Source organism: Iodobacter arcticus (assembly GCF_042664895.1).
GTDB classification, from domain to species: Bacteria; Pseudomonadota; Gammaproteobacteria; order Burkholderiales; family Chitinibacteraceae; genus Iodobacter; species Iodobacter arcticus.
In genome coordinates this window covers 1-25,290 of sequence record NZ_JBHTBQ010000006.1, presented here as the reverse complement: position 1 = coordinate 25,290, position 25,290 = coordinate 1, and the positions used below count along the sequence as shown (strand labels likewise).

Here is a 25,290-nt window from a genome sequence, read left to right as displayed (position 1 = left end):
GCATGGTTCTACAGGCTCAGTTTGAGCTATTGATACAGGGCGTGTTCTAGCTCGCGTATAGCCTGCTGGTATTGCGGCCGCCCGCCAAAGGATTTGATTAATTCAACAGGCGAACCTAAAGGCGCAAAATCGGGGTTTTTCAGTACATTGCTGTCTTCAACATTGGCAATGCCACTATCGGCATATTTATCTAGTAGTTTTTCCAGCACTTTGCGCGACATTTCGCCGTATTTGCCGAAGTAATCGCGCTTTTTCACTTGATCTGCCCGCTCACGGCGGGTCAGTGGTTTTTGGCCGAAGGCAATGTGACAGATTAAATCGAAGGGGTCGAGGTCTTTATTGCCGGTTTCTTTGGCCAGCTCTTCAAACAATACTCCCTCTGCTTCCAGCTCGGTAATGATGGCCTGTTTTTTGTTGGCATCTGTCCAGCTTTGCAAAAAATCATCCAGCGATGAAAAGCATTTATTGAGTTGAATGCGGCTGTAATCTTTAAGCGATTCAGTGATCAGTTTGCCATCTGGCCCCATATATTGAACACGCTCGTTCACTACAAAAACGGATACATCATTGATTACATATTTACGCCGCGGCTCGCCTTCTCCCATGCCTGCGCCACCGTTGCCATATTCGCCTGGAGGTTCGTTGATAGGTAAACCCTCCACCTCTGGCTGTGGGTAATCTTCAGGCGGAACGATGGGGGCTTCGGGTTCGGGTGCATAAACCACGACCGGTTCGCCATCAAAATCTGGATCGGCAAAGTTTTCGGTGGCTTTTTTGAAGTCTAAAATCGTAAACCACAGCTTGTCGTAGTCTTCGTTGATACGCGTGCCGCGACCGATGATTTGTTTGAACTCGGTCATGCTGTTAATCGTCCGGTCCAGCACGATCAGTTTGCAGGTTTGCGCGTCCACACCGGTGGTCATTAAGCGGCTGGTGGTGGCAATCACCGGATAGTCTTTACGCGGGTTGATAAAGTTGTCTAGCTCAAGTTTGCCTTCGTCATTATCTCCGGTGATTTGCATGACGTACTTTGGATTGGCGCTAGCAAGGTCGCTATTGCAGTTAATCAGGGCTTGGCGCATGCGGCTGGCGTGGTCGATATCTTCGCAAAACACAATGGTTTTGCTCATCCGCCCTGTGGCATGCAAAAACTCGGTAATCCGCTTGGCAACGGCTTCATCGCGCTGTGTGAGTACCAGCGCTTTGTTCATGTCTTTTTGATTGTAAATGCGGTCTTCAACCAGCTGGCCTTTGGCATCCACTTTGCCTGCTGTTGGCCGCCAGCCCAAGTCTTTGTCCAGATCGACGCGAATCACCTTATAGGGCGCAAGAAAACCGTCTTCAATCCCCTGTTTCAGCGAATAGGTATAAATGGGCTCGCCAAAGTAGCTGGTATTGGAAACTTCGGCGGTTTCTTTGGGCGTAGCGGTTAAGCCAAGATGAGTGGCCGAGCTGAAATAATCCAAAATGGCCCGCCATGCCGAATCTTCCCTCGCGCTGCCGCGATGGCACTCATCAATCACGATTAAATCAAAGAAATCAGGGCTGAAGTCTTTAAAAATATTTTGTTCTTCTTCGTTGCCCGTGACGGCTTGGTAAAGCGACAGATAAATTTCGTAAGATTTATCGACATTACGGTTTTCGATCTTGGTCATTGCCCCGGCAAAGGGCTTGAAGTCATTGGTCTTGGTTTGATCAACTAGGATATTCCGGTCGGCTAAAAATAAAATCCGCTTGGCGCTGCGTGATTTCCACAAGCGCCAGATGATCTGAAACGCGGTGTAGGTTTTACCCGTACCTGTTGCCATCACCAATAAGATGCGTTTTTGCTGCTTGGTCACTGCTTCAATGGCGCGATTAATCGCATTAACTTGGTAATAGCGTGCCGTGCGGCCGGCATGATAGTCCTGTGCGTAAACAGAAACTTGCTCGGGGGCGATGCCTTTCCATGCTAAATAGCGCTGCCATAGCTCATCTGGCGATGGAAACTCGGCCAGAGTGATTTCACGCTCTAATACGCCGTCGGTGAGGGTTTTATCGTGAAAAACAAAGCCATCCCCATTGCTGGAAAAGGCGAAAGGCACGTCAAGCATCGCGGCATAATCCAGCGCTTGCTGAATGCCATCCCGAACGGTGTGTTTATTGTCTTTAGCTTCAACAATTGCCAGCGGCAAATTAGGCTTGAAGTACAAAACATAATCGGCACGGCGGATGGACTTTTCATCACGTATCCCTTTATTGCCCCGTACGACAACGCGGCCAGCAGTGAGGTTTACTTCTTCCCGTAATTGAGTGTGCTTATTCCAGCCCGCCGACTCTAAAGCTGGGGTAATGAATTTGGTGCAAATATCCCGCTCGGACAGCTTTTTCTTATCCATTACTCAAACCTAGTGTGTGGCTTACATAAGGCCGTAGATTTTACCTGATCTGCCTAGGCTTGGTTTGAAAGCTTGGATGCCTTGTCGCTAAGTAAAATTATAAAAATTACGGATTTAACTTGCTAACTTAGCCCTGCTGTTGGGTGCCTTGGCTCTGTTATAATCGTGGCTACCTTGGCTACGTCAGCACTTGCTGCTATGCATTTGGCGTTTTAGCCATTCTCATGCAGCTTTTGTCATTTTCTAGAAACATAAATGTAATATTATTAAGGTGATACTAATGAGCCGCACTGTGAACTGTGTAAAGCTGGGCCGTGAAGCGGAAGGGATGGAGTTCCCGCCATTGCCAGGTGCTTTGGGTAAGAAGGTGTTTGAAAATGTTTCTAAAGAAGCATGGCAGGCTTGGATTAAGCATCAAACCATGTTGATCAATGAAAACCGTCTGAGCTTGGCGGATCCGCGTGCGCGGCAGTATTTGCAGCAGCAGTTAGAGAATTATTTCTTTGGCGATGGTGCAGAAATGCCCGCGGGCTTTGTGCCGCAATAAAAGTTAAGCACAGGCCACTTATAGTGGCCTTTGTTTTTTCTATAACCCCGTTTCAGGCTATTGCAAAACGTTTGTGATCATGTCTCTTGCTCAGTGTGGGTAGGGTGTTCGATTTTTGAATTTGTAGGGCGGGTGAAACCCGCCGAGTTTTACGATGAAATACGAAAAATGGCGGGTTTCACCCGCCCTACGATGATTCAATGCTTGTCATTGTGCGGCAGCATCTAGCTACTAAGTTGATAAGATTGGGTTGCACCTGCCCTACGATATTTATAATGAGTTTGAACAGCATAATCAGCAAAATATTGGTGAAAACACCGCTTCAGTTTCAAATTAGCTTTCTTATTTATCCGTGTTAAATAAGGTTTGCTAGTCGCTAACTGAGCTGTGCTTTTCTTATTACGTTTTTTAATGGGCTGTTTAATTTGAGCGAAGAGTGATGAGTTACAAACCTGCCGATAATCAATTAATGCTAAATCGTGAAATGGGGTTGTTAGAGTTTAATCGTCGGGTATTGGCCCAGGCGGAAGACGCAAGTAATCCTTTGTTGGAGCGTTTGAAGTTTCTGTGCATTGTGTCGTCCAATCTGGATGAGTTTTTTGAAGTGCGCGTGGCGTGGCTTAAAGAAAATATGCGGCTTAACCCAACACGGCTGTTGCCGGAGGGCATGACGTCTTTACAGGCTTTTGAGCTGGTCACGCGTGAAGCGCACGATTTGGTTGATCGCCAATATAGTTTGTTGCTGGAAGTCATGTTCCCTGCCTTGGCTAAAGAGGGGATTCATTTTTTCCGTCGCAGCGTGTGGACAGATGAGCAGCGCGAGTGGGTGCGTGATTTCTTCTTTCGTGAGCTGATGCCGATTCTGACGCCGATCGGGCTTGATCCTTCGCATCCTTTCCCGCGTGTTTTAAATAAATCGCTTAATTTTATTGTTGAGCTGGAAGGCAACGATGCCTTTGGCCGCAGCTCGGGCATTGCGATTGTGCAAGCGCCGCGTATTTTGCCGCGATTTGTAAAAATGCCGACCGAGATTTCTGGTGTAGAGCATGGCTTTGTATTCTTGTCGTCGATTTTGCATGCGCATGTGGATGAGCTGTTTTCAGGTATGCATGTGTTGGGCTGCTATCAGTTCCGTGTGACGCGTGATTCTGATTTATCGGTTGATGATGATGATCTGAAAGACTTGCGGGCCGCTTTAAAAGGCGAATTGTCGCAGCGCTCTTATGGCGATGCGGTGCGTTTAGAGCTGGCTGATAATTGCCCTAAGCATTTACAGGATTTCTTGCGCGATCAGTTTGGCTTGCAAAATGCTGATTTATATCGGGTAAACGGGCCGGTCAATCTGGTGCGTCTGATGCAGGTGCCAGATCAGGTTGAGCGTTCTGATTTGAAGTTTGAGCCTTTTATTCCGGGGATTCCGCTAGAGCTACGCAAGCAGCCGGATATGTTTGCCGCGATTCGCCAAGGCGATATTTTATTGCATCACCCCTACCAAAGTTTTACCCCAGTGATTGATTTGTTGCAGCAGGCGGCGAGAGATCCACAGGTGGTGGCGATTAAGATGACGGTTTATCGCACCGGTACGGAATCCGCTTTGATGGAAGCCTTATGCGATGCAGCCGGGCGCGGTAAAGAAGTCACCGCTGTGGTGGAGTTGATGGCGCGCTTTGATGAAGAGGCGAATATCAATTGGGCCGCTAAGCTGGAGCTGGCTGGCGTGCACGTGGTGTATGGCGTATATGGCTATAAAACGCATGCCAAGATGCTGCTGATTGTGCGGCGCGAAGAAGGGCGTTTGCACCGCTATACCCACGTTGGCACGGGTAATTACCATCCACGTACGACTAAGCTGTACACCGATTTTGGCTTGATGACCTGCAATGATGAAATCGTTAGCGATGTGAATGATGTATTTATGCAGCTGACCGGCCTTGGTCTGGCGGGGGATCATCATCAGCTATGGCAGGCTCCGTTTACTTTGCAGCCAAATATTCTGAAGTACATTGATAAAGAAATTGCGCATGCAAAGGCGGGGCGTAAGTCGGTGATTATCGCCAAAATGAATGCTTTGCTAGAGCCTACAGTGATCGAAAAGCTGTATGAAGCATCGCAAGCAGGCGTGACGATTCATTTGATTGTGCGCGGCGTGTGCGCTTTACGGCCGGGTATTCCAGGCTTGTCAGACAATATTCGCGTGCGCTCTATTGTGGGCCGTTTATTAGAGCATCACCGTGTATTCTATTTTTATAATGATGGTGCTGAAGACGTTTACTTATCGTCTGCCGATTGGATGGGGCGTAATTTATTCCGCCGTATCGAAATCGCGTTCCCAATTTTGAATGCAAAAATTAAGCGTCGCGTGATTCGTGAAAGTTTACGCCCAAGCCTGGTGGATAACACTCAGGCGTGGGAAATGCAATCTGATGGCCGTTATCGCCGCAAGACGGCGCGTGGAGGTAAATCGCGTTCTTCACAAATGACGCTGTTAGCAGAGCTAACGGTGAAGCCACGTAGTTGATTGGTTTGGTTTTTTGAAAGCTGCTTTTCGCTATTTCGCTATGTGCAAATAAGCCTCTGGGGTGGATCTGCTTAGTTGCAATGCCAATATCGTTGCGGCTTGTAATTCGTTTGTTGTTGGGTTACAGCCGTGATTTCCTATTGAGTATAAAGCTTAGCCTGATCTCACCTTAGCCATGCTAAATCATGCAAAGAGGGTGATTATGGATTTGATCTTGTGGCGTCATGCTGAGGCAGAGGAGGGAGATGATGATTTACTTCGCCCCCTTAGCAGTAAAGGCCGTAAACAGGCTGAAAAAATGGCGGCTTGGTTGGGCAAGCGTTTTGCTGATGGGGCAATCACGGTGATTGCCAGCGAGGCATTGCGTAGCCAGGAAACGGCTAGGGCTTTAAGTAAGCAGTTTAAAATAGACGCAAGGCTTAATCCGGGCTCGAAGGCGTCGGCTTATCTGGAAGTTAGTAATTGGCCGCGTGAGACTGGCAAGGTGCTGGTTTTGGTGGGCCACCAGCCCGAGATAGGCCGGGTTGCTGCGGTGATCTTGGCGTATAAAGAGCTGGATTGGGAGCTGCGCCGAGGAGCTTGCTGGTGCTTACAACGGCGAGTAAAAGAAGGGCAAATTAATTATTTATTACGCGCGGTGATGTCGCCGGATTTGTTGTAATATTTTTGTAATTGAAAATTAATGTTAATGTAGCAGAAAGTTAATAACTTGTTTCTAGTCAAATATTGGTTAATAGTTACAATGTATTGTGTTATGATCGTGTAATGTGCTAATGCATACTACTCGGGGGCAATAAAATGCTAAGTCATACGCAAGTCCGTAAACCCGTTGTACCTACTCTTCCTCCTAAATCATCCGAGCTTAATTTTTTTGAGCGCAATAAAAGCTCATCACCGTTTGCTTGGATTACTTTCTCTGGCGATGTAAAACCATCTCAGCCACCCGCACAGAAAAAGTAAGGTCTAAAATAAGCAAAACGGCTGCATTGATATCAATGCAGCCGTTTTTTCTTGCCTGAAACAATCACTTCAGATCAAGCTGGCTTGCGGTAATGCCAAGGCTAAGCTTGCACGATAGTGCTGGCTGGCAGCATCATTTTTATCTAAGGAATCGAGTAATTCGGCTAATTCTGAATGTGCCACTGCAGTTGGATGTACTGCAATGCTGGCTTCCAGATAGGTCTGCGCCTTGCCCCATAGACTGCTTGCCCGGCAGAGCCGCCCTAAGGTAAGCAGGAGTAAATGATCTTTAGGATGCTGCTTGAGCCATAGCTCAGCTTGTTGCAGCTGAGAGATCAGCGCTTCGCCCGTTAAGCCTAAGGTGCCATAGCGGCCAGCTAGGGTGCTCGACCATTCATTGTGTAAGCTTTCTTCGAGCAAGGTGCGTGCTAAAGCGGGCTCACCCTGGCTCTTATAGCTGTCTGCAACGGCTTCAAGCAGCTGCGGCAATGCTTTATCTGCACTAGGGAGCTTATTCCACCAGTCTTTGAGCTGCTGGCAAGATAAGGGCTGCTGTTTTAGTTTGAGCAAGTAGGCTTGGTTGCGAATTCGTCTGGCTTGATCGGCATCCAGTGCCTCGCTCTTGCTTAGCTGCTCTGCCAAACGTAAGACCGCATCGGGATTTTCTTCACGTAAACGCAAGCGCAGCTCTAGTTGCAAAGCAGCAGTAAGCTTTGGAGAAATCTGTTTGGCGGCGGCGAGTGCATTGCTTGCATCGGCATAACGGCGCTCATCCAGGTAAAGCTCGGCAGCCATCATGGCGGCAGGTAAATGTTGATTACCAAAGCGCTGCTGGAGTTTTTCCAGATATTGATCGCGGCGGGCAAAATCGCGCATTTGATGCGCGGCACGTGTGGCAAGCAGGGCATTTACTGCATAGGCATCGTTGTTTTCGCTATGATTGAGCGCTTCACCAGCCAAACGCTCGGCACGCTGGTAGCGGCCTTCAAAAAACGCTAAGCGCGCTTCGCGTTCAAGCTGGATAGAAGCTTCTCGTTTTTGACGTTCACGGTATTGCTTAACCTGATGGGGCAAGCCGCCTAATTCGGCGATTACGCGCAGCAGCAAATACAGCAGGGTAATACTGATCAGCGTGAGCATGGCAAAGACATTGAGTGATACTTCAATGCGCCACGGCGGCAAAAACACCAGCACATAGCCGGTATTGAGCTGGGCAAACAGCGTAAGGCCCACAGCCAGTGCAAATAAAGCGATGATCCAAAGCAGGATTCTCATTGCTTAGCCCTTTCTGCTACGGTGCGGGCGCTGCGAACGGCTGCAAGGCTAGCGCCCAGCTCGGGTAGCTTAATCACCAGGTCTTGTGAAGACAGTTGCTTTAACGTGGCAATTGATGTGGCTGTTTGCGGTGCTTTTTTGTCGAAATATTGTTCTAAATAACGTTGGGCAGCGCTGATACCACTGCGGTAGCTAGTTTCGTCTTTAAGCAGCAGGGATGTGCGGGCATTGAGCAGCCTTAGCTTGATATTTTCACGTAGAAAAAAGCTTTGCTCAGGAGAGAGCAGCATGGCCTCGGGTTTATCCATACGGCGAATTTGAATCAGCTGTTTGAGCTGATGCCAGATTTCATCAGAAAAACGGAGTAATGCGGTGCTGCTGGTCGATTCTTTAATTTTCGGCGCAGCCTGACGATAGCCATCAATGGCTAAGGGTAAGTTTTCTAAACCAGAAATCAGGCTGTCGAGCTTGGCGCTAATGCCGATCACATCCACATAGGGTAGGGCTTTAAGCGTATCAATATCACGGGTAATGCTTTGGCGCACGCTGATGAGCTCTGGTCGGTTGAGCTGGACAAGCTTTTGGTCGATATTAGACAGCGCAAGCAGGGCGCCATTTACATTACCGCCTAATTGCAATTGCTGGCTGGCAAAGCCCAGAATTTGCTCGATCTCGGATAAGGCACGATGTGTTTCATTATGCGTGAGCGCTTCGTACATATTATTTAGCGCTTGCTGCTGGCTGAGTGATTCTGCTTGCTTGGCTTCAAGGAGCGAAAGTTTAGCGCTGAATTGCTCCTGCAATTTTGCGCTGTTGGCCAGCTGCTGGTTAAACTCGGCCGAGCCGGTTTTATTTGCGGCCAGCTGACGGCTTACTTCAAGCTTGAATTGCTCCATAGCCTGCTGCTGATAGAGCCAAACACCCGCTGTGGCAATAAGGGCCACGCTGCTAAGCACCACGGCCGTTTGGGGTACAAAGCGACGGTTAGGCGTTTGCAGTACTGCCGCGAGCGAGTCTTGTGAAGTGTCCTGAGTCATTTTGATTCCTGGCGGGGATTTGTGAAGTGTTGACATATGCCACGCAAAATACCGCTATCCCCTGCATCCGTAAGTACTATTTGTTTGGCACCCAAAGCGTTCAGCGTCTCTGCGATGCGCGGATGAGGCACGAAATATAAGCGTGATTGTAACGCTTGCCGCGCCTCACCTCCAGCTAGGTGAAATAAGTGTTGCGCCGCTTCTGAACTGGATATGACGATGCCATTACAGCCTGTCGCTAATTCCATCGTTAAACGTGCTAAATCAAAGCAGGGCGGTTGTCTTTGGTAAGCGGTAATTAAAGTAAGTAGTGCGCCACGCTCTTGTAAGGCGTTTGGTAATAATTCACGCCCACCATTTCCGCGAAATAACACCAGCTTTTTGCCCTGCAAAACCTGCATTCTGGGCTCTTGCAGCAAGCCTTCGCTATCAAATTGCAGCGCTGGGCAAATCACATCCTGAATGCCCAGCTCTCTAGCGCGTTTCTCGCTGCCCGGGCCAACTACGGCCACCGCCAAGCCCGCTGGCCACGGCTGCTGTAATTGCTCAAATACCGCATCGAGCGCAGATGGGCTGATAAAAACGGCTAAATCAAATTGCCCGATATTGGCAAGTGCAGTACGCAGCGGGGCTGGATCGGCGGGAGGCGCGATTTCTAATAAGGGTAAGCTTATTGCGTCTGCGCCAGCGGCGTGCAGCAAGCCGATTAAGCCAGCTGCTTGCTGGCTGGGCCGTGTTACCCACAAACGTAAACCGCTGAGCATTTGCATTATTCTGCGGCAGCCGCAGCAGCCAGATTTTTTAAAATCTCTGTTGCGCCTTCGGTGCAAAGTAATTCGGCCACTTGTAGCCCCAAGCCATTCGCTGCCGCTAAAGAGCCATTGCCTTCGGCATAGATAATATCGCTGCCATCCGGGTTGGCAATAAAGGCGCGCAGGCGTAAAAAGCCATCGTCTTCTTCGGCAAATGCGCCTAATGGAATCTGGCAAGAGCCGCCTAAGCGGCGTGATAAGGAGCGCTCTGCAGTAACACAGGCCGCTGTTGCCGGATGATTTAAAGGCGCGAGCAGTGCTTTTAAATCTTCACGATCACTGCGGATTTCTATTCCCAATGCGCCTTGCCCGGGGGATGGCAGGCTGTCTCCAGGGGAAATAGCGCTTTTAATCCGGCTGGATAAGCCCAAACGAATCAGCCCTGCTGCTGCCAGAATAATTGCATCGTATTCACCGGCATCCAGCTTGCTTAAGCGAGTACCCACATTGCCACGCAGCGGTTTAATTACTAAATGCGGAAAACGGGCGCGTAGCTGTGATTCGCGGCGCAAGCTGGATGTGCCGACGATACAGCCAGCGCTTAATTGATCTAGCGAATCGTATTGATTAGAAACAAAGGCATCGCGCGGGTCTTCCCGCTCGCCAATCGCGGCCAGCGTAAAGCCCTCTGGCAACACCATTGGCACATCTTTCATAGAATGTACGGCAAGGTCGGCACGGCCTTCCTCGATGGCGGCTTCCAGCTCTTTAACAAATAAACCTTTGCCGCCGATTTTATTCAGTGTCACGTCTAAAATCCGGTCGCCCTGCGTGGTCATACCGAGCAATTCAACCTGCAACGCTGGATAAAGCGCCTCAAGCCTCGCCTTAACATAGTTGGCCTGCCAGAGCGCAAGCGGGCTTTCGCGGGTGGCGATAACAAGGCGATTAGGGAGAGTCACTTGCGTATCCTTTAGCATGATTGCAACAAGGGCGCATTCTATCATTAGCTGATGGCTAGATTTGGAGCGGAGTAGGAACTTAGTGGCTGTAAATTTTTTTCTAGGGGTGCTGATTGCAATTGCACGATGCCAGCGTGGTTGAATGGCTTAAAAAATACAGTAAGGCGGGGTAGATTAGCCCGTTTGGGTGCGATTAGCTTTTACGCGGCTCAAAGACCGACAGCGGAGGCTGAAGCTCGATTTCTAATTCGACTAAATCAATTTCTTCGAATGCTTCTGCATTCTCGTCGGGAGCAGATGCTTCGATGGTTTCTTCTTCGATAACATTGTTTAGCAATGATATATCCAAAGGGCTGTTTTCTTCTTCCGGGGGAGAAAACTCCAGTGATGGCAGGTCGAGCGAGATGATTTGCGGTGCGTTTGTTTGTGGCAAATTATTTTCAACTTCTGCAGCCGGAGACAAAAACGCCATCAGCATGGCATCTTGCTCGCGTGGTGGTTCAGTATCAATCACGATTTCTGCGGGCTCACTGGCTACAGGTTTAGCAAGCGAGGTTGTTGTTGGCTTGATGGTGATTTCATCATGAACTTCTTTAATGGCCATCTGGGCGGGATCGGCCGCTTTAGCTTCGTCGAGATGAGCGCTATAGAGTGGATTGTCCGGATCAAGGCGATAGCCAATATTGCGTACTAAAGCCCAATCATCTGCGTCGCCCCCCAAATCGTGGAAGCGTCTGGCAAGCTGGGCGTATTCTGTTTTCATGCCTTGCTGGCGTAATACGCGGAACAGCAGCAGCCACGGCTCGTTGTTTGCTTCGTTTTCTTCAATGGTGTGATACAGAAGCTCGATCGCCTGATCGGTTTCGCCTTGAGCCACCAAGAGTTGCGCTCGCTCTAATGTGGCGCTGCCGTCTTCTTCCTGAACTTCAATGCCGCCATAAAAAAGCTGGCTATGCCTAAATAAGGAATGCTCAGCCTGCTGTGCATTGGCTGGCTTGGCATTATGCGTGCGGGACACTTGGGAGATAGCGCTTTCTGCATCAGCATCCCAGGTGTTTTGATTTTTTTTGCGGCGCAGCCATAGGCCAAATCCGGCACCTGCCGCTAATAAAGCAAGAACAACGGCCATCCACCAGCTATTGTTGCCAGCGGATTCATTAACGCGCAGCCGTTTGGGTGCAACGGGGGGTGGAGCAGGCGTGGCGGAAGGCAGTATTGCTTCACTATTGCTGATGCTTAATGTGGCCGCAGGTGCAGGGCTGGAGCTGCTGACGGCTACGCTGGCACCACTTAAAGTTTGCAGGTGCAGCATGGATTGTTGTAGGCGGGCCATTTCTGATTGCAACTGCTCTTGCAAGCTTTGCATCATGGCTATTTTGGTTTTTAGCTCCTCCGGGCTCAGCACCGCAGGCGCTTGGTTTTTAAGACTTAATTCACTTTCAATTCGCAGCTGTCCGTTACTTGAGGGCAAGGGGATTACCACGCTAGGTGCGGGCGTGGTGGTGTTTTTGAGCGCACTGCGGGGGGCTGTTTGCCCATCAGGCTTGATGATTGCGGCTGCGGCCCGGCGGCTGCGTACCGGCGCCGGAGTGGCTTTAGGGCTTGCGGCTTGACTGCTGTCTTCTGCAACACTTGGAAGATTAAGCGGGGCAGGGTCTAAAAATACGGTATAGCTGCGTTGCAGCTGCTGCCCTTTGCATTCCATTTTAATGCTGAAGCCTGCCATTGGCTCATAAACGGCATCGTTGGATTGAATCAAAATTCGCCCCGCGCGCTCCTTACTTTGCAGGCGCAGTGTTGCTTGGCCAATTCCGGGCAGATCGTTGTTTGGGGCGGTGATGCTGAGTTTGCTACAGTCTTCGGCCAAGCCGTCTTCAGGTGAGAGCTGGTAGCTCACACTGCCACGAAATCGTTGGCCTACTGCGGATTGGATAGATAATTCCCCTAGAGTGAGGGCCGCAGCAGACCCACTCCAAGCTAAAGCCAGAGCCAAACACAGCATTTTGCAGCTAAAACGCTGTCTGCTTAGGAGGGGGGGGGTTATCATCGATTAATATGAGCCGTTTAATGCCATGTAGATGTAATTTATATATTTAGTTGGACTGTAGACTATTTACTTAGGGCTGACAAAGAGAGCGCAATTTTAATGAGCTTCTTCCCAGTTCAGCCCAACACCCACTTCTGCGAGCAAGGGCACGGTGAGCTTGGCGGCTGCCGACATTTTAAGCGGTAATTGTTCCCGCATCATTTCGACTTCTGCATCGGGGACTTCTAGCACCAGCTCATCGTGTACCTGCATAATTAAACGGCTTTGCAGGCCCTCCGCTTTAATCCAGTCTGCGACATTAATCATAGCGAGCTTAATCAAGTCAGCTGCTGTGCCTTGCATCGGTGCATTAATTGCGGCGCGTTCGGCTCCGGCGCGTCGGGCTGCGTTGGAGGATTTAATTTCTGGCAACCACAGGCGGCGGCCAAAGACGGTTTCTACATAGCCATATTCTTTGGCACTGGCGCGGATGTTTTCCATATATTGGGCCACACCGTTGAAACGCGCAAAGTAGCGGTCGATAAAGTTTTTGGCGGCGTCGCGCGGGATTTCCAGCTGGGCAGCAAGGCCAAATACGCCCATGCCGTAAATCAGGCCAAAGTTAATGCTTTTGGCGTAGCGGCGCTGCTCGCTGCTGACTTGATCAAGCGCCACGGCAAATACTTCGGCGGCGGTGGTGCGGTGGATATCTTCACCGGAGTTAAACGCGGCAATCATCGCTTCATCGCCAGATAGGTGCGCCATGATGCGCAGCTCGATTTGCGAGTAATCGGCGGACATAATTTGCCAGCCTTTTGGCGCAATAAAGGCTTCACGAATCTTGCGGCCTTCCATGCTTTTTACTGGGATATTTTGCAGATTAGGTTCGCTCGAGCTTAAACGTCCCGTAATTGCAACAGTCTGGTTATAGCTGGTATGCACACGGCCAGTACGTGGGTTGACCATCAGCGGCAGTTTATCGGTGTAAGTCGATTTCAGCTTGGACAGTGAGCGATGCTCGAGCAGCACTTTAGGCAACGGAAAGTCTTTAGCCAGCTCTTGCAACACTTCTTCATCGGTAGAGGGTGCGCCCTTGGGGGTTTTCTTGATCACGGGGAGCTTGAGCTGCTCAAAGAAAATTTCGCCAATTTGCTTGGGGCTGGATAGGTTGAACGGCTGCCCTGCTAAATTGTAAGCATTTTGCTCGAGTGCCAGTAGGCGCAGGCCAATTTCATGGCTTTGCTGATTGAGTTTCTGGCTATCGAGCAACACACCAGTGCGCTCCATCTCAAACAAGATGCTGCGTGATGGCATTTCGATTTCGCGGTAAACATGGGCCAGCCCGCCAGTCAGTCGCGGCAGCAGAGCGTGGGCCAGTTGCAAGGTAATGTCGGCGTCTTCGGCGGCGTAAGTGCTGGCGATATCGACGGCAACTTCATCAAAGCCAATTTGTTTAGCGCCCTTGCCGCACAGCTCTTCAAATTTAATCGTGGCAATGCCCAGCTCGCGCTCGGCTTGCGCATCCATACTGTGTTTTTCGTGGCTGGCCAGCACGTAAGACATCAGCAGCGTATCGTCTTCGACCCCCGCCAGTGCGATGCCGTGATTGGCAAAAATATGCTGATCGAATTTTAAATTCTGGCCGAGTTTTTTATGCTCGGCGGATTCTAGCCAAGGTTTAAGCTTGGCGAGTGTGGCATCCAGCGGTAGTTGATCGACAGCATCTGGCCCACGATGGGCGAGTGGCAAGTAGGCGGCGTGGCCTTCGCTGATGCAAAACGACATGCCGACTATTTGTGAGTTTAAAGCGTCCAAACCGGTGGTTTCGGTATCGAGCGATACGATCCGAGCCGCTAGCAGTTGCGCTAGCCAGCTGTCTAGCTCGGCATCTGTCAGTATCGTTTGGTAGTTGCGCTCTACAGGTGGACGTGGTGTTTCGACAACTTCGAAAACTGGGGCGCTGCTTTTCACTTCTTCTTTGCTAACAGGGCTATTGCTTGCTACCAAGCTAAATAAATCGTCGCTGGCAGGGGCTGGAATGGAAGCCGCAGCTGCTTTGCTTTCTGCTTCGCGGATCCAGCTGCGGAAGTTAGCTTGGCGGAAAATACCCAGCAGCGTGTTCCAGTCTTCGGGCTGTGGTTCAAGATCGGCAAATTGCTGTGGTAATTCGCTGCTTAAATCTAGATCACATTTAATGGTGACCAGCTGCTTGGCCATGGGCAGCCATTCTAGCGTTTTGCGTAAATTCTCACCCACTACGCCTTTGATGGCATCTGCATTGGCCATCACGGCATCGAGTGTTTGGTACTCATCGAGCCATTTTTTTGCGGTTTTTGGGCCGCATTTTGGTACGCCAGGTACGTTATCTACGGTATCGCCAATCAGTGCGAGGTAATCGACAATTTGCTCAGGGCGCACGCCAAATTTATTGATGACGCCTTCGATATCGAGCACTTCTTCGGTCATCGAGTTTTCGATACGCACATATTGATTAACCAGCTGTGCCATATCTTTATCGCCGGTGGACATAATGGTAGTAATACCGTGTTCTGTACCCCAGCTTGCAAGTGTACCAATCACATCGTCAGCTTCTACACCATCCACCATCAGTATCTTGATACCAAATGCTTTCACTGCGGCATGAATCGGCGCAATTTGCACACGCAATTCATCGGGCATAGATGGGCGATGCGCCTTGTATTCGCTGTATAAATCGTCGCGGAAGGTTTTGCCTTTGGCATCAAATACGCAGGCGATATAATCGGCTGGTGTTTGCTGACGCAGCTTTTTCAGCATATTAACAAAGCCGTACAAAGCATTGGTGGGCGTGCCGTCTGGAGCTGCCAGATCACGGATCGCATGGAAGGCTCGGTAGAGGTAGGAGGAGCCGTCAATTAAAAGCAGGGTCGCCATGCGATGAAACTCTCTATACTTGGTGTAAGAAAAACAGCGGGGTATTTGTGATCTTGGCTTAAGCCATTGTTTGGCTTTGATGTTAAGCCATCAATAAATCCAGCGTATTATAAGGCCTAAGCTATTGAGCCGTTGTGTTTAATGTGTCAGCTTAGATCTAGATATCTGCTCATAAAAAGCGTTACTTGCGCTGCCCGCTGTAAAGAATAAACCAGACTCGAGCAAGTAGCTCGTGCTGGTCTCAAAAGGAAACCACACCATGCGCCTGATTTTACTTAGCCTATTAGTAAGTAGCTCTGTCTACGCAGCCCAACCTAGCGACGTACCGCCTCCATTACCTGCCACAGAAAGCGAGGGCAAAGTGCTGGAAGCGCCGGAAGTGCGCGTGATTGAAAAATCAGATGCAACGATTGCTGAGTATCGCTTGCGAGGGAAACTTTATATGGTGAAAGTAACGCCAAAAGTTGGCCCCCCTTACTTCTTGGTAGATAAGGAAGGGCAGGGGCGTTTTGATCGCAGCGATGATTTGGGTGGTAGTAATTTATCTGTGCCACGTTGGGTTATTTTTGAATTTTGAGTTGAATCTATGTCCGTTTTTACTACCGTGACTGCGGAAGACCTCGGTCCCTTCCTGAAGCGTTACTCCATTGGCAGCTTGCTGGAGCTTAAAGGTATTGCCGCTGGCATTACCAATACCAATTACTTTGTAACAACGACGCACGGTCGTTATGTGCTGACATTATTTGAAAATCTGGCTGCGGATGAATTGCCTTTTTATGTCAATTTAATGGCCCATCTCGCTCATCATGGCATTGCCGTGGCCGCGCCGATTGCTAATCTGGATGATCAATATGTGGATGTGCTGAATGGCCGCCCAACATTGTTAGTGCAATGCGTGCCCGGTACGGTGGTAGACGAGCCGAATGCAACACAATGCGCCGAAGTTGGGGAAATGCTGGCGCAAATGCATTTGGCGGCACGTAGCTATCGCGGGCAAATGAGTAATCCACGTGGTGCTGATTGGTGGAATGTAACTGCGCCGCAATTATTTGATTTGATGGATAAGGCTGATGCAGAGCAGCTGCGGGCCGAGCTGAGCTTGCAAGCTGAGCATCATTTTGATGGCCTGCCGCAGGGCGTGATCCATGCTGATTTGTTCAGAGATAACGTGTTATTAAATGGCGATCATGTGGGTGGTTTTATTGATTTTTACTACGCATGTAATGACACCTTGTTGTATGACTTGGCAATTACACTGAACGATTGGTGTGTTACAGAATCTGGAGATATTGATTCGGAGCGTGCCAGCGCTTTATTGCAAGGCTATCAAGCGGTTCGCACACTACAAGCTGACGAAATTGCGGCTTGGCCCGTGTTATTGCGTGCTGCAGCACTGCGTTTCTGGGTTTCCCGCTTGTATGATTTTCATAAGCCCGCGGCAGGCGAAATGACCTTTGCTAAAGATCCACTGCATTTTCAGCGGGTGATTAGCGCGCATGCAGAACGTCAGGATTTCTGGCTGTGAAGATTTTTCTCGATGAGCTGAATTATTTATTGGATGCCGCCGGGGTTTTAACAGGTAAGGATACGGCGGCTTATTGTTTAGATCAGCGTCGCCGTTATCAGGGGGCTGCACTGGCTGTGGCAAGGCCGCGCTCCAGCACTGAAGTGGCTGCTGTTGTTCAATTGTGTGCCCGGCATGGTGTGGCGATTGTTCCTCAGGGAGGCAATACCAGCTTATGCGGTGGAGCAACGCCTGATGCTTCGGGTGCTGCACTGATTTTATCGCTGGAGCGGATGAATCAGGTACTGGAAGTTGATGCAGATAACAACACCATTACGGTTGAAGCAGGGGCCGTTCTGGCCGATGTGCAGGCGGCGGCAAGGGCGGCGAATCGTCTGTTTCCGGCGGAATGGGCCGCTGCGGGTTCTTGCCGGATTGGTGGTGCTTTGGCAACCAATGCTGGCGGCGTTAATGTTTTGCGTTACGGCAATATGCGTGAGCTGACGCTGGGCTTGGAGGTGGTGCTGGCCAGTGGCGAAATCTGGAATGGCTTGCGGGGTTTAAGAAAAGACAATACAGGCTATGATTTAAAGCAGCTGTTTGTAGGATCAGAAGGCACATTGGGCGTGATTACCCGGGCGGTGTTGCGGCTTTATCCTCTGCCAACGGCGCATGCAACGGCACTTGTGGCGGTGGATGATCCTACCGCAGCGGTGGATCTGCTGCGCGGAGTGCAAGCCGCAGTAGGCGATAGGGTGACGTCTTTTGAGTTGATTTCCCGGCCCTGTTTTGAATTATTGGCTAAACAATGCCCGAATTTGCCTCACCCTTTTAGCCCTTTGCCTGAGTGGGCGGTGCTGGTTGAGTTATCAGATGGCGGGGATAGCCATGTACTGACAGATCAGCTTGCTGAAGTTTTACATATTATGGGCTGCGATCATGCTTTGCTTGCGCAAAATAGCAGGCAAGCGAAGGATTTTTGGCGGTTGAGGGAGCATATCCCCGAAGCGCAACGCAGAGAGGGTGTAAGTATCAAGCATGATATTAGTGTGCCAGTGGGAAATATCCCGGCATTTCTAAATGAATGCGGGCATCAATTGCAATTGGCATTTAATGATGCGGTAATTATTGCTTTTGGACATTTAGGCGATGGCAATTTACATTACAACGTTTTTCGCACAGATAAAACGTCTGCTTTATATGCAGATGAGCCTATGGTCAATGATATTGTTTATTCATGTGTTGCAGATCACAATGGCAGTATCAGTGCAGAACATGGAATTGGGCAATTAAAACGCCATCATTTAGCTAAATATAGAAATCCTTTAGAATTAGCGCTGATGAAGAAAATAAAACAAGTGTTTGATCCTGCACAAATAATGAACCCGGGTAAAGTATTTATCGATTAGATATTATGTAATCATTTTCTTATATATTAAGTTTCGGTCTATTGTGTATATGAATTAACTTACATTATGCGTAGAATTACTTTTCATAACTACTAAAATGAATCAGGCATGAGCGAGTCCAATCCCAGCCATTTTAAAGCGACTGAGCGTCCTGACTGGCGTGTTGGTGAACATCAGAGTCGTTTTGATCCCCTTCTAGATTGTTTAGCCGAGCTAACACGCATTCATGGCAGTCCGTGGACCTGTGAGGCTTTGTCCGCAGGTTTGCCGCTTACAGATAATTTATTGTCACCTTCCCTCGTGCCGCGTGCGGCGGCTCGGGCGGGTTTGTCTGCCCGCGTGGTGCGCCGTTCCTTACAGGAACTACCTACCAGTCTGTTCCCTGTTATTTTGTTATTAAAAGATCGTGGTGCTTGCTTATTGCTAGAGTGGGCCGAAGCAGGGCTGGCCCGCGTTTGCTTTCCGGAAACGGGTGAATCCTCTGAGCTGATTGATGCAGAAACATTGGCCGAATCGCATAACGGGATTGTTATTTTTGTCCGACCTAAATTCAGGTTTGAAACGCGCGCGCCCGAGCATGGCTCGGTGCGTAGCCGTCACTGGTTTTGGGGGGTGGTGCAGGATAACTGGCGCTTATATCGTGATGCCCTGCTGGCCGCTTTGCTGATTAATCTTTTGGCTTTGGCCATGCCGCTGTTTTCTATGAATGTATACGACCGAGTGGTCCCCAATCATGCCCTGGAAACGCTGTGGGTGTTGGCGATTGGCGCATTGGCCGTATTGTGTTTTGATTTTATTTTGCGAACGATTCGCGGCCACATTATTGATGTGGCATCCAAGCGCATTGATGTCACCTTATCTGCCTTGATCATGGAGCGGGTCTTGGGCCTGCGTATGGAGGCACGCCCTGCATCGGTGGGCTCATTTGTGGCTAATTTGCGGGCGTTTGAATCGGTGCGTGATTTCATCGCCTCGGCGTCGATTACCACCTTGGTTGATTTACCTTTTGTGCTGATTTTCTTGTTGGTTATGGTGTGGATTTCTCCGTGGCTGGCGGTGCCTGCCATGGTAGGAATTGTGTTAGTGGTGGTGTTTACGTTGCTTGCCCAAGACAAAATGCAGGAAATGGTTGAGCTTACACAGCGCGCATCGGCTCAGCGTAATGCCACCTTGGTTGAAGGCTTGGTGGGGATTGAAACAATTAAGGTGATGGGGGCAGAAAGTGAGTTTCAGCGCCGCTGGGAGCGTTCAACGCATTTTCTGGCGCAAGTAGGCTCAAAACTTAAATTGCTTTCATCAACCACGGTTAATTTTGCTTCGCTGATTAGCCAGTTGGTGAGCGTGGTTGTGATTATTGTGGGGGTGTATTTACTCACCGAAAATATGGTGACGATGGGGGGGATTATCGCCGCTTCTATGTTGTCAGGCCGAGCTTTAGCGCCGCTTGGGCAAGTGGCGGGTTTGTTGATGCAGTACCAAAACGCACGCACTTCCTTGGCTGGTATTGAATCGCATATGAAGTTGCCGGTTGAGCGGCCGGCAGACAGTAATTTCTTGCACCGTGAATCGTTCCGGGGGGATATCGAGTTTAAAAATGTCAGCTTTGGTTATGCCGGTAGCGATGAAAAAGTACTTAATAATGTATCGTTTAAATTAAAAGCCGGTGAAAAAATGGCCATTATTGGCCGGATTGGCTCGGGTAAAACCACGATAGAAAAACTGATTCTTGGCCTTTATTACCCTACAGAAGGCGCGGTGCTGATTGATGGTGTGGATACCCGGCAAATCGATCCAGCAGAGCTGCGCCGCGCCATCGGCCATGTGCCGCAAGAGCCCATCTTGTTTTACGGTACTTTGCGCCAGAATATTGCGATGGGTGCACCGTTTGCGGATGACGCCAGTATTTTGGCCGCTGCTGAGCTGGCCGGGGTGAAGGAGTTTTCAGATCTGCACCCGCGTGGCTTTGATATGTTGATTGCCGAGCGGGGAGATTCCTTATCGGGCGGGCAGCGGCAAACGGTTTCTATTGCTCGTGCCATGTTGAATGATCCACCGATGTTGTTGCTCGATGAGCCAACCAGTGCCATGGATCATTTGTCTGAAGAAAAACTAAAGGCACGCTTAAAAGCATATGTGATGCAAAAAACACTGCTATTGGTGACGCACCGTACCTCACTGCTCGATTTAGTCGATCGTTTGATTGTGTTAGACCAAGGCCAAGTAGTGGCAGATGGGCCTAAGGCACAGGTGATTGAGGCGTTACAGCAGGGCAGAATAGGCAGGACCAGCTGATGATGCAGATTGAAAGCACAAAGCCCGGTTTTTGGAAAAAAAACTGGCAAAAAGTAGTGAGCCAAAGTTCATATTGGTTTGATCGCTATCTGTTTCGCGGCGAAGCCGACACGATGGTCGATCATAGCGATTTTGTGGCCGATGCCAATTGGGTCATTGTTGAGCAAAGTCCTCGCGGAGCCAGAGTTTTAGTCTGGACTTCGGCATTTACCGTGCTGGTTGTGCTGCTCTGGGCTGGCTTTGCAAAAATTGATGAAGTAACGCGTGGCGAAGGCAAGGTGATTCCTTCACGGCAGATTCAGGTGATTCAAAGCCTGGATGGCGGGATTGTTAAGGAGATTTTAGTCAGAGAAGGCCAGCAGGTAAAAATGGGCCAATTACTGGTGACGATTGATCCAACACGCTTTGTGTCATCGCTTAAAGAAAATCGTGCGCAATATTTATCTTTGAAAGCCAAGGCTGCACGTCTTGAGGCTTTGTCTTCTGGTTTGCCCTTTATTGTTCCTGCCGAAGTACAAGCAGAATCACCTGAGATTGTGATTCAGGAGCGGGGCTTGTATGAATCCCGCAAGGCTGAAATGAATGCTCTGATCAGTGGTGCACAGCAGCAGCTGGTGCAGCGTGGGCAAGAGCTGAATGAAGCGCGTGCAAGGCGTGAGCAAGCAGGGCAGGGCTACGCGCTCACTTTGCGTGAGCTGGAAGCTACCAAGCCGCTCTTGAAAAGTGGCGCGGTGTCTGATGTGGAAGTCTTGCGCTTAGAGCGTGATGTATCGCGTTATTTGGGTGAGCGAGATTCCGCAGGATCACAAATCCCACGTATTCAATCGGCAATGAGCGAGGCAGGCAGCAAAATCCGTGAAGTAGAGCTGGTTTTCAGAAATCAGGCTCGCTCAGAATTAGGTGAAACAGTCGGCAAGCTCAACAGCCTTACCGAGGGCAGCGTGGCCTTGGCTGATCGGGTAAAGCAATCTGAAATCCGCTCTCCCGTAAATGGCACGGTGAAGCAGTTGCAAGTAAATACCGTGGGTGGGGTGGTGCAACCGGGTAAGGATATTATTGAAGTTGTGCCAGGCGATGACGCGCTATTACTGGAGGCACGTATCTTGCCGAAAGATATCGCCTTTTTGCGGCCTGGCGCGCCAGCAATTGTGAAGTTTACTGCCTATGATTTCTCTATCTATGGCGGGCTTGATGCAAAGCTGGAACACATTAGTGCAGATACCGTGGTGGATGAAAAAGGGAACGCTTTTTATATTGTAAAAGTAAGAACGAATGCCAGTTTTTTGAAGGCTGGGGATAAAAAGCTACCCATTATTCCGGGTATGGTGGCCGAAGTTGATATTCTGACTGGTAAAAAGACGGTGCTGTCCTATCTGTTGAAACCGGTACTCCGAGCAAAATCTAATGCGTTGACTGAGCGATGAACTTCTCTATTTTAACTGCCGATGACTCCTTGTTTGCTCATATTCAGCAAGGCACTCAACAAGATTTTTTGAGGTTGGATGCTTTATCTGCGTTAAATCAGGTATCAGATCGTGTGGTGCTGGTTGATTTGGCCAAACCCGGCTTGCCTGTGCTGAGCGATATGATTTGGCTGACCTACACTTTATCTAATCAGGTTATTTTTTTAAGCTCAACACCAAGCGATGCGGAGCATTTGGCGGCATTAACGGCTGGTGCTCGTGGTTACTGTCATGCTTATGCTTCGAGTGAATCTCTTCAAGCTATTTTGAGCGTCGTGATTGCAGGAGGAGTATGGGCTGGCCCTGCTATTTTGCAGGCGCTGATTCGATCAATGAATAAGTTGTTTGTGCCTAAAGATACTCAAGCTTGGATGGCGCCCTTAACGGCCAGAGAGCGCGAAGTGGCGCAGCTAGCATCCAATGGCAGCGTAAATAAAGATATTGCCCGTGAATTAGGTATTACCGAAAGGACGGTTAAGTTTCACCTCAGCCTGATTTTTGAAAAGCTAAATGTGAGTGATCGCTTGCAACTTGCATTGTTGGCGAAAGGAATTCGCTAAGTGCTTGATGCCGCAGCGTAAGTCATACAGAAAGGCCCCGTTGATACGGGGCCTTTTTCTGATCGGCGGCATATGCTGCTGTACTTAGGTACAGTAGGAATTCAATTGTTATGGGACTAGCCTGAAGCCTAACTTATTCAATGGTTGAGCGATCATGGCCGAGCAAATTAGTGTAAGCAAACCTCATGCTACTGTTGTCAATATCAATGGCAGTGCTTTTTTGAGAGATGCAACAGGGAAGTCAGTGCCTTTAAAAGAAGGCCAGCAATTGAATGAGAATGAAATCTTTGTGACCTCGGTCGATGGGCGAGTGCAGCTGCTGATGCCTAATGGCGAGCTGCTCGAAATTGGCGGAGACCGAACAGTACAAATTGATGCCCAAATGCTGGGTAGTGCACCGGTCGATACGGCCTCGGCAGCGATTGCTGATCTGAATGCTTCAACTGATCAAATTGCTGCAGCTATCGCCAGCGGTCAGGATTTAAGCACAGAATTAGAAGCAACCGCGGCGGGCTTGGCAGGTGGCGCAGGTGCTGAGGATGGGCATTCCTTTGTGCAATTAGGCCGTATTACAGAAGGCGTTGATCCACTGGCTTTTAATTTTGCCGGGTCTGATGTAGGTACGCTTGATTTACCTCTGATTACCGCCTTGCCTGTTCAAGCCAGCCCAAATCCGGCTATTTTAGGGCCAGACAATGTGAGTGGTGCAGAAGGCGCTGTTATTGCAGGTAATGTACTAAGCAATGATGCAGACGCTGATGGCCCGCTCACCGTGACAGGCTTTACTGTGGCTGGTCTGGCAGAAGTATTTACTGCCAGCCAGTTAGCCAGCATTCCCAATGTGGGCAGCGTGGTCATCGCACCCAATGGCGATTTCACCTTTACACCGCTTACTAATTACAACGGCCCTGTACCTGTGATTACCTACAGCGTTGTGGATCCGGTGGGTGGAACAGGTAGCAGCACATTAACGCTGACCGTCACGCCGGTTGATGATCCGGCTAATTTACAAGCGGATAGTGCAACCGTGCTCGAAGACACGCCTGCTACAGGTAATGTGTTGAGCAACGATAGCGATCCTGATGGCGCTTTAACCGTTACAGGCTTCACTATTGCAGGCTTGCCAAATACATTCACGACTGGCCAGCCAGCCCTTATCCCTAATGTTGGCACACTAACTATTGCCCCCAATGGTGATTACACCTTTACCCCTGTTAACAACTTCAACGGCCCAGTGCCTGTGATTACCTACAACGTGGTTGATCCTCAGGGAGGTACAGGCAGCAGCACGCTAACGCTGACTGTTACACCAGTTGATGATCCGGCTAATTTACAAGCAGATAGCGCAACCGTGCTCGAAGACACACCTGCCACAGGCAATGTGCTGAGCAACGATAGCGATCCTGATGGCGCTTTAACCGTTACAGGCTTCACTATTGCAGGCTTGCCCGATGCATTCACGACTGGTCAGCCCGCCCTTATCCCTAGTGTTGGTACGCTGATTATTGCCCCTAATGGTGATTACACCTTTACCCCGGCCAATAATTACAACGGCCCTGTGCCTGTGATTACCTATAACGTTGTCGATCCATTGGGAGGTACAGGCAGCAGCACCCTAACGATTGCCATTACACCCGTAGATGATCCCGTTATCAGCCAAATCGAAGTGGGCACACCGGGTGTGGCGGACGACAATGTGGTTGAAGGCAACAGCCTTGTTTTCAACGTTACGCTCAGCATTGCCACAACAAAACCAGAAACCTATGCGTTTAATTTAGGTGGGGGCTCTGCTAGCCCCGCCGATTACGGCAGTGCAACTTTTAGTAATGGTGTCACTTACGACCCTGCTACTGGCTTGATTACCGTTCCCGCAGGCGTAACGGGCTTCGCCGTCACCTTGCCAACGGTTGATGATGCCTTGGTTGAAATTAGTCCAGAAACCGTGCCATTAACTATCGGTGGCGTTTCAGCCACTGGCGGCATTCTAGATAACGACAGCCCAGCCATTGCGGGCATCGAAGTCGGCAATCCTGGTGTGGCGGATGACAACGTCGTTGAAGGCAATAATCTGGTCTTCAACGTGACCTTGAGTACGGCAACGACCAAGGTTGAGACTTATGCCTTTAATTTGGGTGGTGGCACCGCATCTACCGCCGATTACGGCACCGCCACCTTCAGTAACGGCGTGACGTATAACGCGACGACAGGTTTGATCACTGTTCCAGCAGGCGTCACTAGTTTCGCAGTGACCTTGCCAACTGTTGATGATGCCTTGGTTGAAATCAGTCCAGAAACTGTGCCATTAACCATCGGTGGCGTTTCAGCCACGGGTGGCATTCTAGATAACGACAGCCCAGCCATTGCCGGCATTGAAGTCGGCAATCCCGGTGTGGCGGATGACAACGTCGTTGAAGGCAATAATCTGGTCTTCAACGTGACCTTGAGCACAGCAACGACCAAGGTTGAGACTTACGCCTTTAATTTGGGTGGTGGCACCGCATCAACCGCCGATTACGGCACCGCCACCTTCAGTAACGGCGTGACGTACAACGCCACAACGGGCTTGATCACTGTTCCAGCAGGTGTCACTAGTTTCGCAGTGACTCTACCAACGGTTGATGATGCCTTGGTTGAAATCACTCCAGAAACAGTCCCACTAACCATCGGTGGAGTAAGCGCCACCGGTGGCATTCT

Annotated in this window: 17 protein-coding genes; 10 read left to right on the top strand and 7 right to left on the bottom strand. The window is 49.8% G+C overall.

Going from position 1 to position 25,290, the window contains the following annotated elements; translation table 11 throughout:
- Positions 1 to 26 precede the first annotated feature (26 nt).
- Positions 27 to 2,378 (bottom strand): EcoAI/FtnUII family type I restriction enzme subunit R, encoded by a 2,352-nt coding sequence (hsdR, locus tag ACFQNF_RS02915; RefSeq protein ID WP_380185954.1) that lies wholly within the window; start codon positions 2,376 to 2,378, stop codon positions 27 to 29.
- Between the two features lie 280 nt (positions 2,379 to 2,658).
- On the opposite strand from hsdR, the gene ACFQNF_RS02910 reads away from it, so the two are divergent.
- From ACFQNF_RS02910 to ACFQNF_RS02900, 3 genes are all read left to right on the top strand, one after another.
- Complete coding sequence (locus tag ACFQNF_RS02910; protein WP_293936775.1) at positions 2,659 to 2,925, top strand: oxidative damage protection protein; 267 nt, start codon at positions 2,659 to 2,661, stop codon at positions 2,923 to 2,925.
- Between the two features lie 439 nt (positions 2,926 to 3,364).
- A complete protein-coding gene (gene ppk1 / locus ACFQNF_RS02905) occupies positions 3,365 to 5,443 on the top strand; it encodes a polyphosphate kinase 1 (protein WP_380185952.1) in 2,079 nt (692 codons plus the stop codon).
- A 202-nt stretch (positions 5,444 to 5,645) separates the two neighbouring features.
- Complete coding sequence (locus tag ACFQNF_RS02900) at positions 5,646 to 6,104, top strand: SixA phosphatase family protein (RefSeq protein WP_380185950.1); 459 nt, start codon at positions 5,646 to 5,648, stop codon at positions 6,102 to 6,104.
- Positions 6,105 to 6,472: 368 nt separating this feature from the next.
- Here the strand turns inward: ACFQNF_RS02900 and ACFQNF_RS02895 are convergent, their stop codons facing one another.
- From ACFQNF_RS02895 to polA, 6 genes are all read right to left on the bottom strand, one after another.
- Positions 6,473 to 7,678: a heme biosynthesis HemY N-terminal domain-containing protein gene (locus tag ACFQNF_RS02895; RefSeq protein ID WP_380185948.1), complete on the bottom strand. Its 1,206-nt coding sequence runs from the start codon at positions 7,676 to 7,678 to the stop codon at positions 6,473 to 6,475.
- Positions 7,675 to 8,715, bottom strand: a complete 1,041-nt coding sequence (locus tag ACFQNF_RS02890) for a uroporphyrinogen-III C-methyltransferase (protein ID WP_380185947.1) — start codon at positions 8,713 to 8,715, stop codon at positions 7,675 to 7,677. The genes ACFQNF_RS02895 and ACFQNF_RS02890 overlap by 4 nt, the downstream gene beginning before the upstream one ends.
- Positions 8,712 to 9,479 carry a uroporphyrinogen-III synthase gene (locus tag ACFQNF_RS02885; protein WP_380185945.1) on the bottom strand — a complete coding sequence of 256 codons (768 nt, stop codon included), beginning with the start codon at positions 9,477 to 9,479 and terminating at the stop codon, positions 8,712 to 8,714. Before ACFQNF_RS02885 ends, ACFQNF_RS02890 begins: the two co-directional genes overlap by 4 nt.
- Before the next feature lie 5 nt (positions 9,480 to 9,484).
- Positions 9,485 to 10,429 (bottom strand): hydroxymethylbilane synthase, encoded by a 945-nt coding sequence (gene hemC / locus ACFQNF_RS02880; protein WP_380185943.1) that lies wholly within the window; start codon positions 10,427 to 10,429, stop codon positions 9,485 to 9,487.
- 193 nt (positions 10,430 to 10,622) lie between these two features.
- Positions 10,623 to 12,431 (bottom strand): type IV pilus assembly protein FimV, encoded by a 1,809-nt coding sequence (locus ACFQNF_RS02875; protein ID WP_380185942.1) that lies wholly within the window; start codon positions 12,429 to 12,431, stop codon positions 10,623 to 10,625.
- Positions 12,432 to 12,572: 141 nt separating this feature from the next.
- Positions 12,573 to 15,368 carry a DNA polymerase I gene (polA, locus tag ACFQNF_RS02870; RefSeq protein ID WP_380185941.1) on the bottom strand — a complete coding sequence of 932 codons (2,796 nt, stop codon included), beginning with the start codon at positions 15,366 to 15,368 and terminating at the stop codon, positions 12,573 to 12,575.
- 259 nt (positions 15,369 to 15,627) lie between these two features.
- Between polA and ACFQNF_RS02865 the strand changes: the two genes are divergently transcribed.
- The 7 genes from ACFQNF_RS02865 to ACFQNF_RS02835 form a co-directional block, all read left to right on the top strand.
- Positions 15,628 to 15,945 carry a DUF2782 domain-containing protein gene (locus ACFQNF_RS02865; RefSeq protein ID WP_380185939.1) on the top strand — a complete coding sequence of 106 codons (318 nt, stop codon included), beginning with the start codon at positions 15,628 to 15,630 and terminating at the stop codon, positions 15,943 to 15,945.
- 9 nt (positions 15,946 to 15,954) lie between these two features.
- Positions 15,955 to 16,893: a homoserine kinase gene (locus tag ACFQNF_RS02860; protein WP_380185938.1), complete on the top strand. Its 939-nt coding sequence runs from the start codon at positions 15,955 to 15,957 to the stop codon at positions 16,891 to 16,893.
- A complete protein-coding gene (locus ACFQNF_RS02855; RefSeq protein ID WP_380185936.1) occupies positions 16,890 to 18,281 on the top strand; it encodes an FAD-binding oxidoreductase in 1,392 nt (463 codons plus the stop codon). The genes ACFQNF_RS02860 and ACFQNF_RS02855 overlap by 4 nt, the downstream gene beginning before the upstream one ends.
- A gap of 108 nt (positions 18,282 to 18,389) precedes the next feature.
- Entirely contained in the window at positions 18,390 to 20,573 is a 2,184-nt protein-coding gene (locus ACFQNF_RS02850; RefSeq protein WP_052746827.1) for a type I secretion system permease/ATPase, read from the top strand.
- A 2-nt stretch (positions 20,574 to 20,575) separates the two neighbouring features.
- The gene (locus ACFQNF_RS02845; RefSeq protein ID WP_417448716.1) at positions 20,576 to 21,997 is read left to right on the top strand and encodes an HlyD family type I secretion periplasmic adaptor subunit; all 1,422 of its coding nucleotides are present in this window, start codon (positions 20,576 to 20,578) and stop codon (positions 21,995 to 21,997) included.
- Complete coding sequence (locus ACFQNF_RS02840) at positions 21,994 to 22,596, top strand: response regulator transcription factor (protein WP_380185932.1); 603 nt, start codon at positions 21,994 to 21,996, stop codon at positions 22,594 to 22,596. The genes ACFQNF_RS02845 and ACFQNF_RS02840 overlap by 4 nt, the downstream gene beginning before the upstream one ends.
- Positions 22,597 to 22,750: 154 nt before the next feature.
- Positions 22,751 to 25,290, top strand: a 2,540-nt coding sequence (locus ACFQNF_RS02835) for a retention module-containing protein (protein WP_380185930.1), incomplete at its 3' end; no start/stop codon positions are given.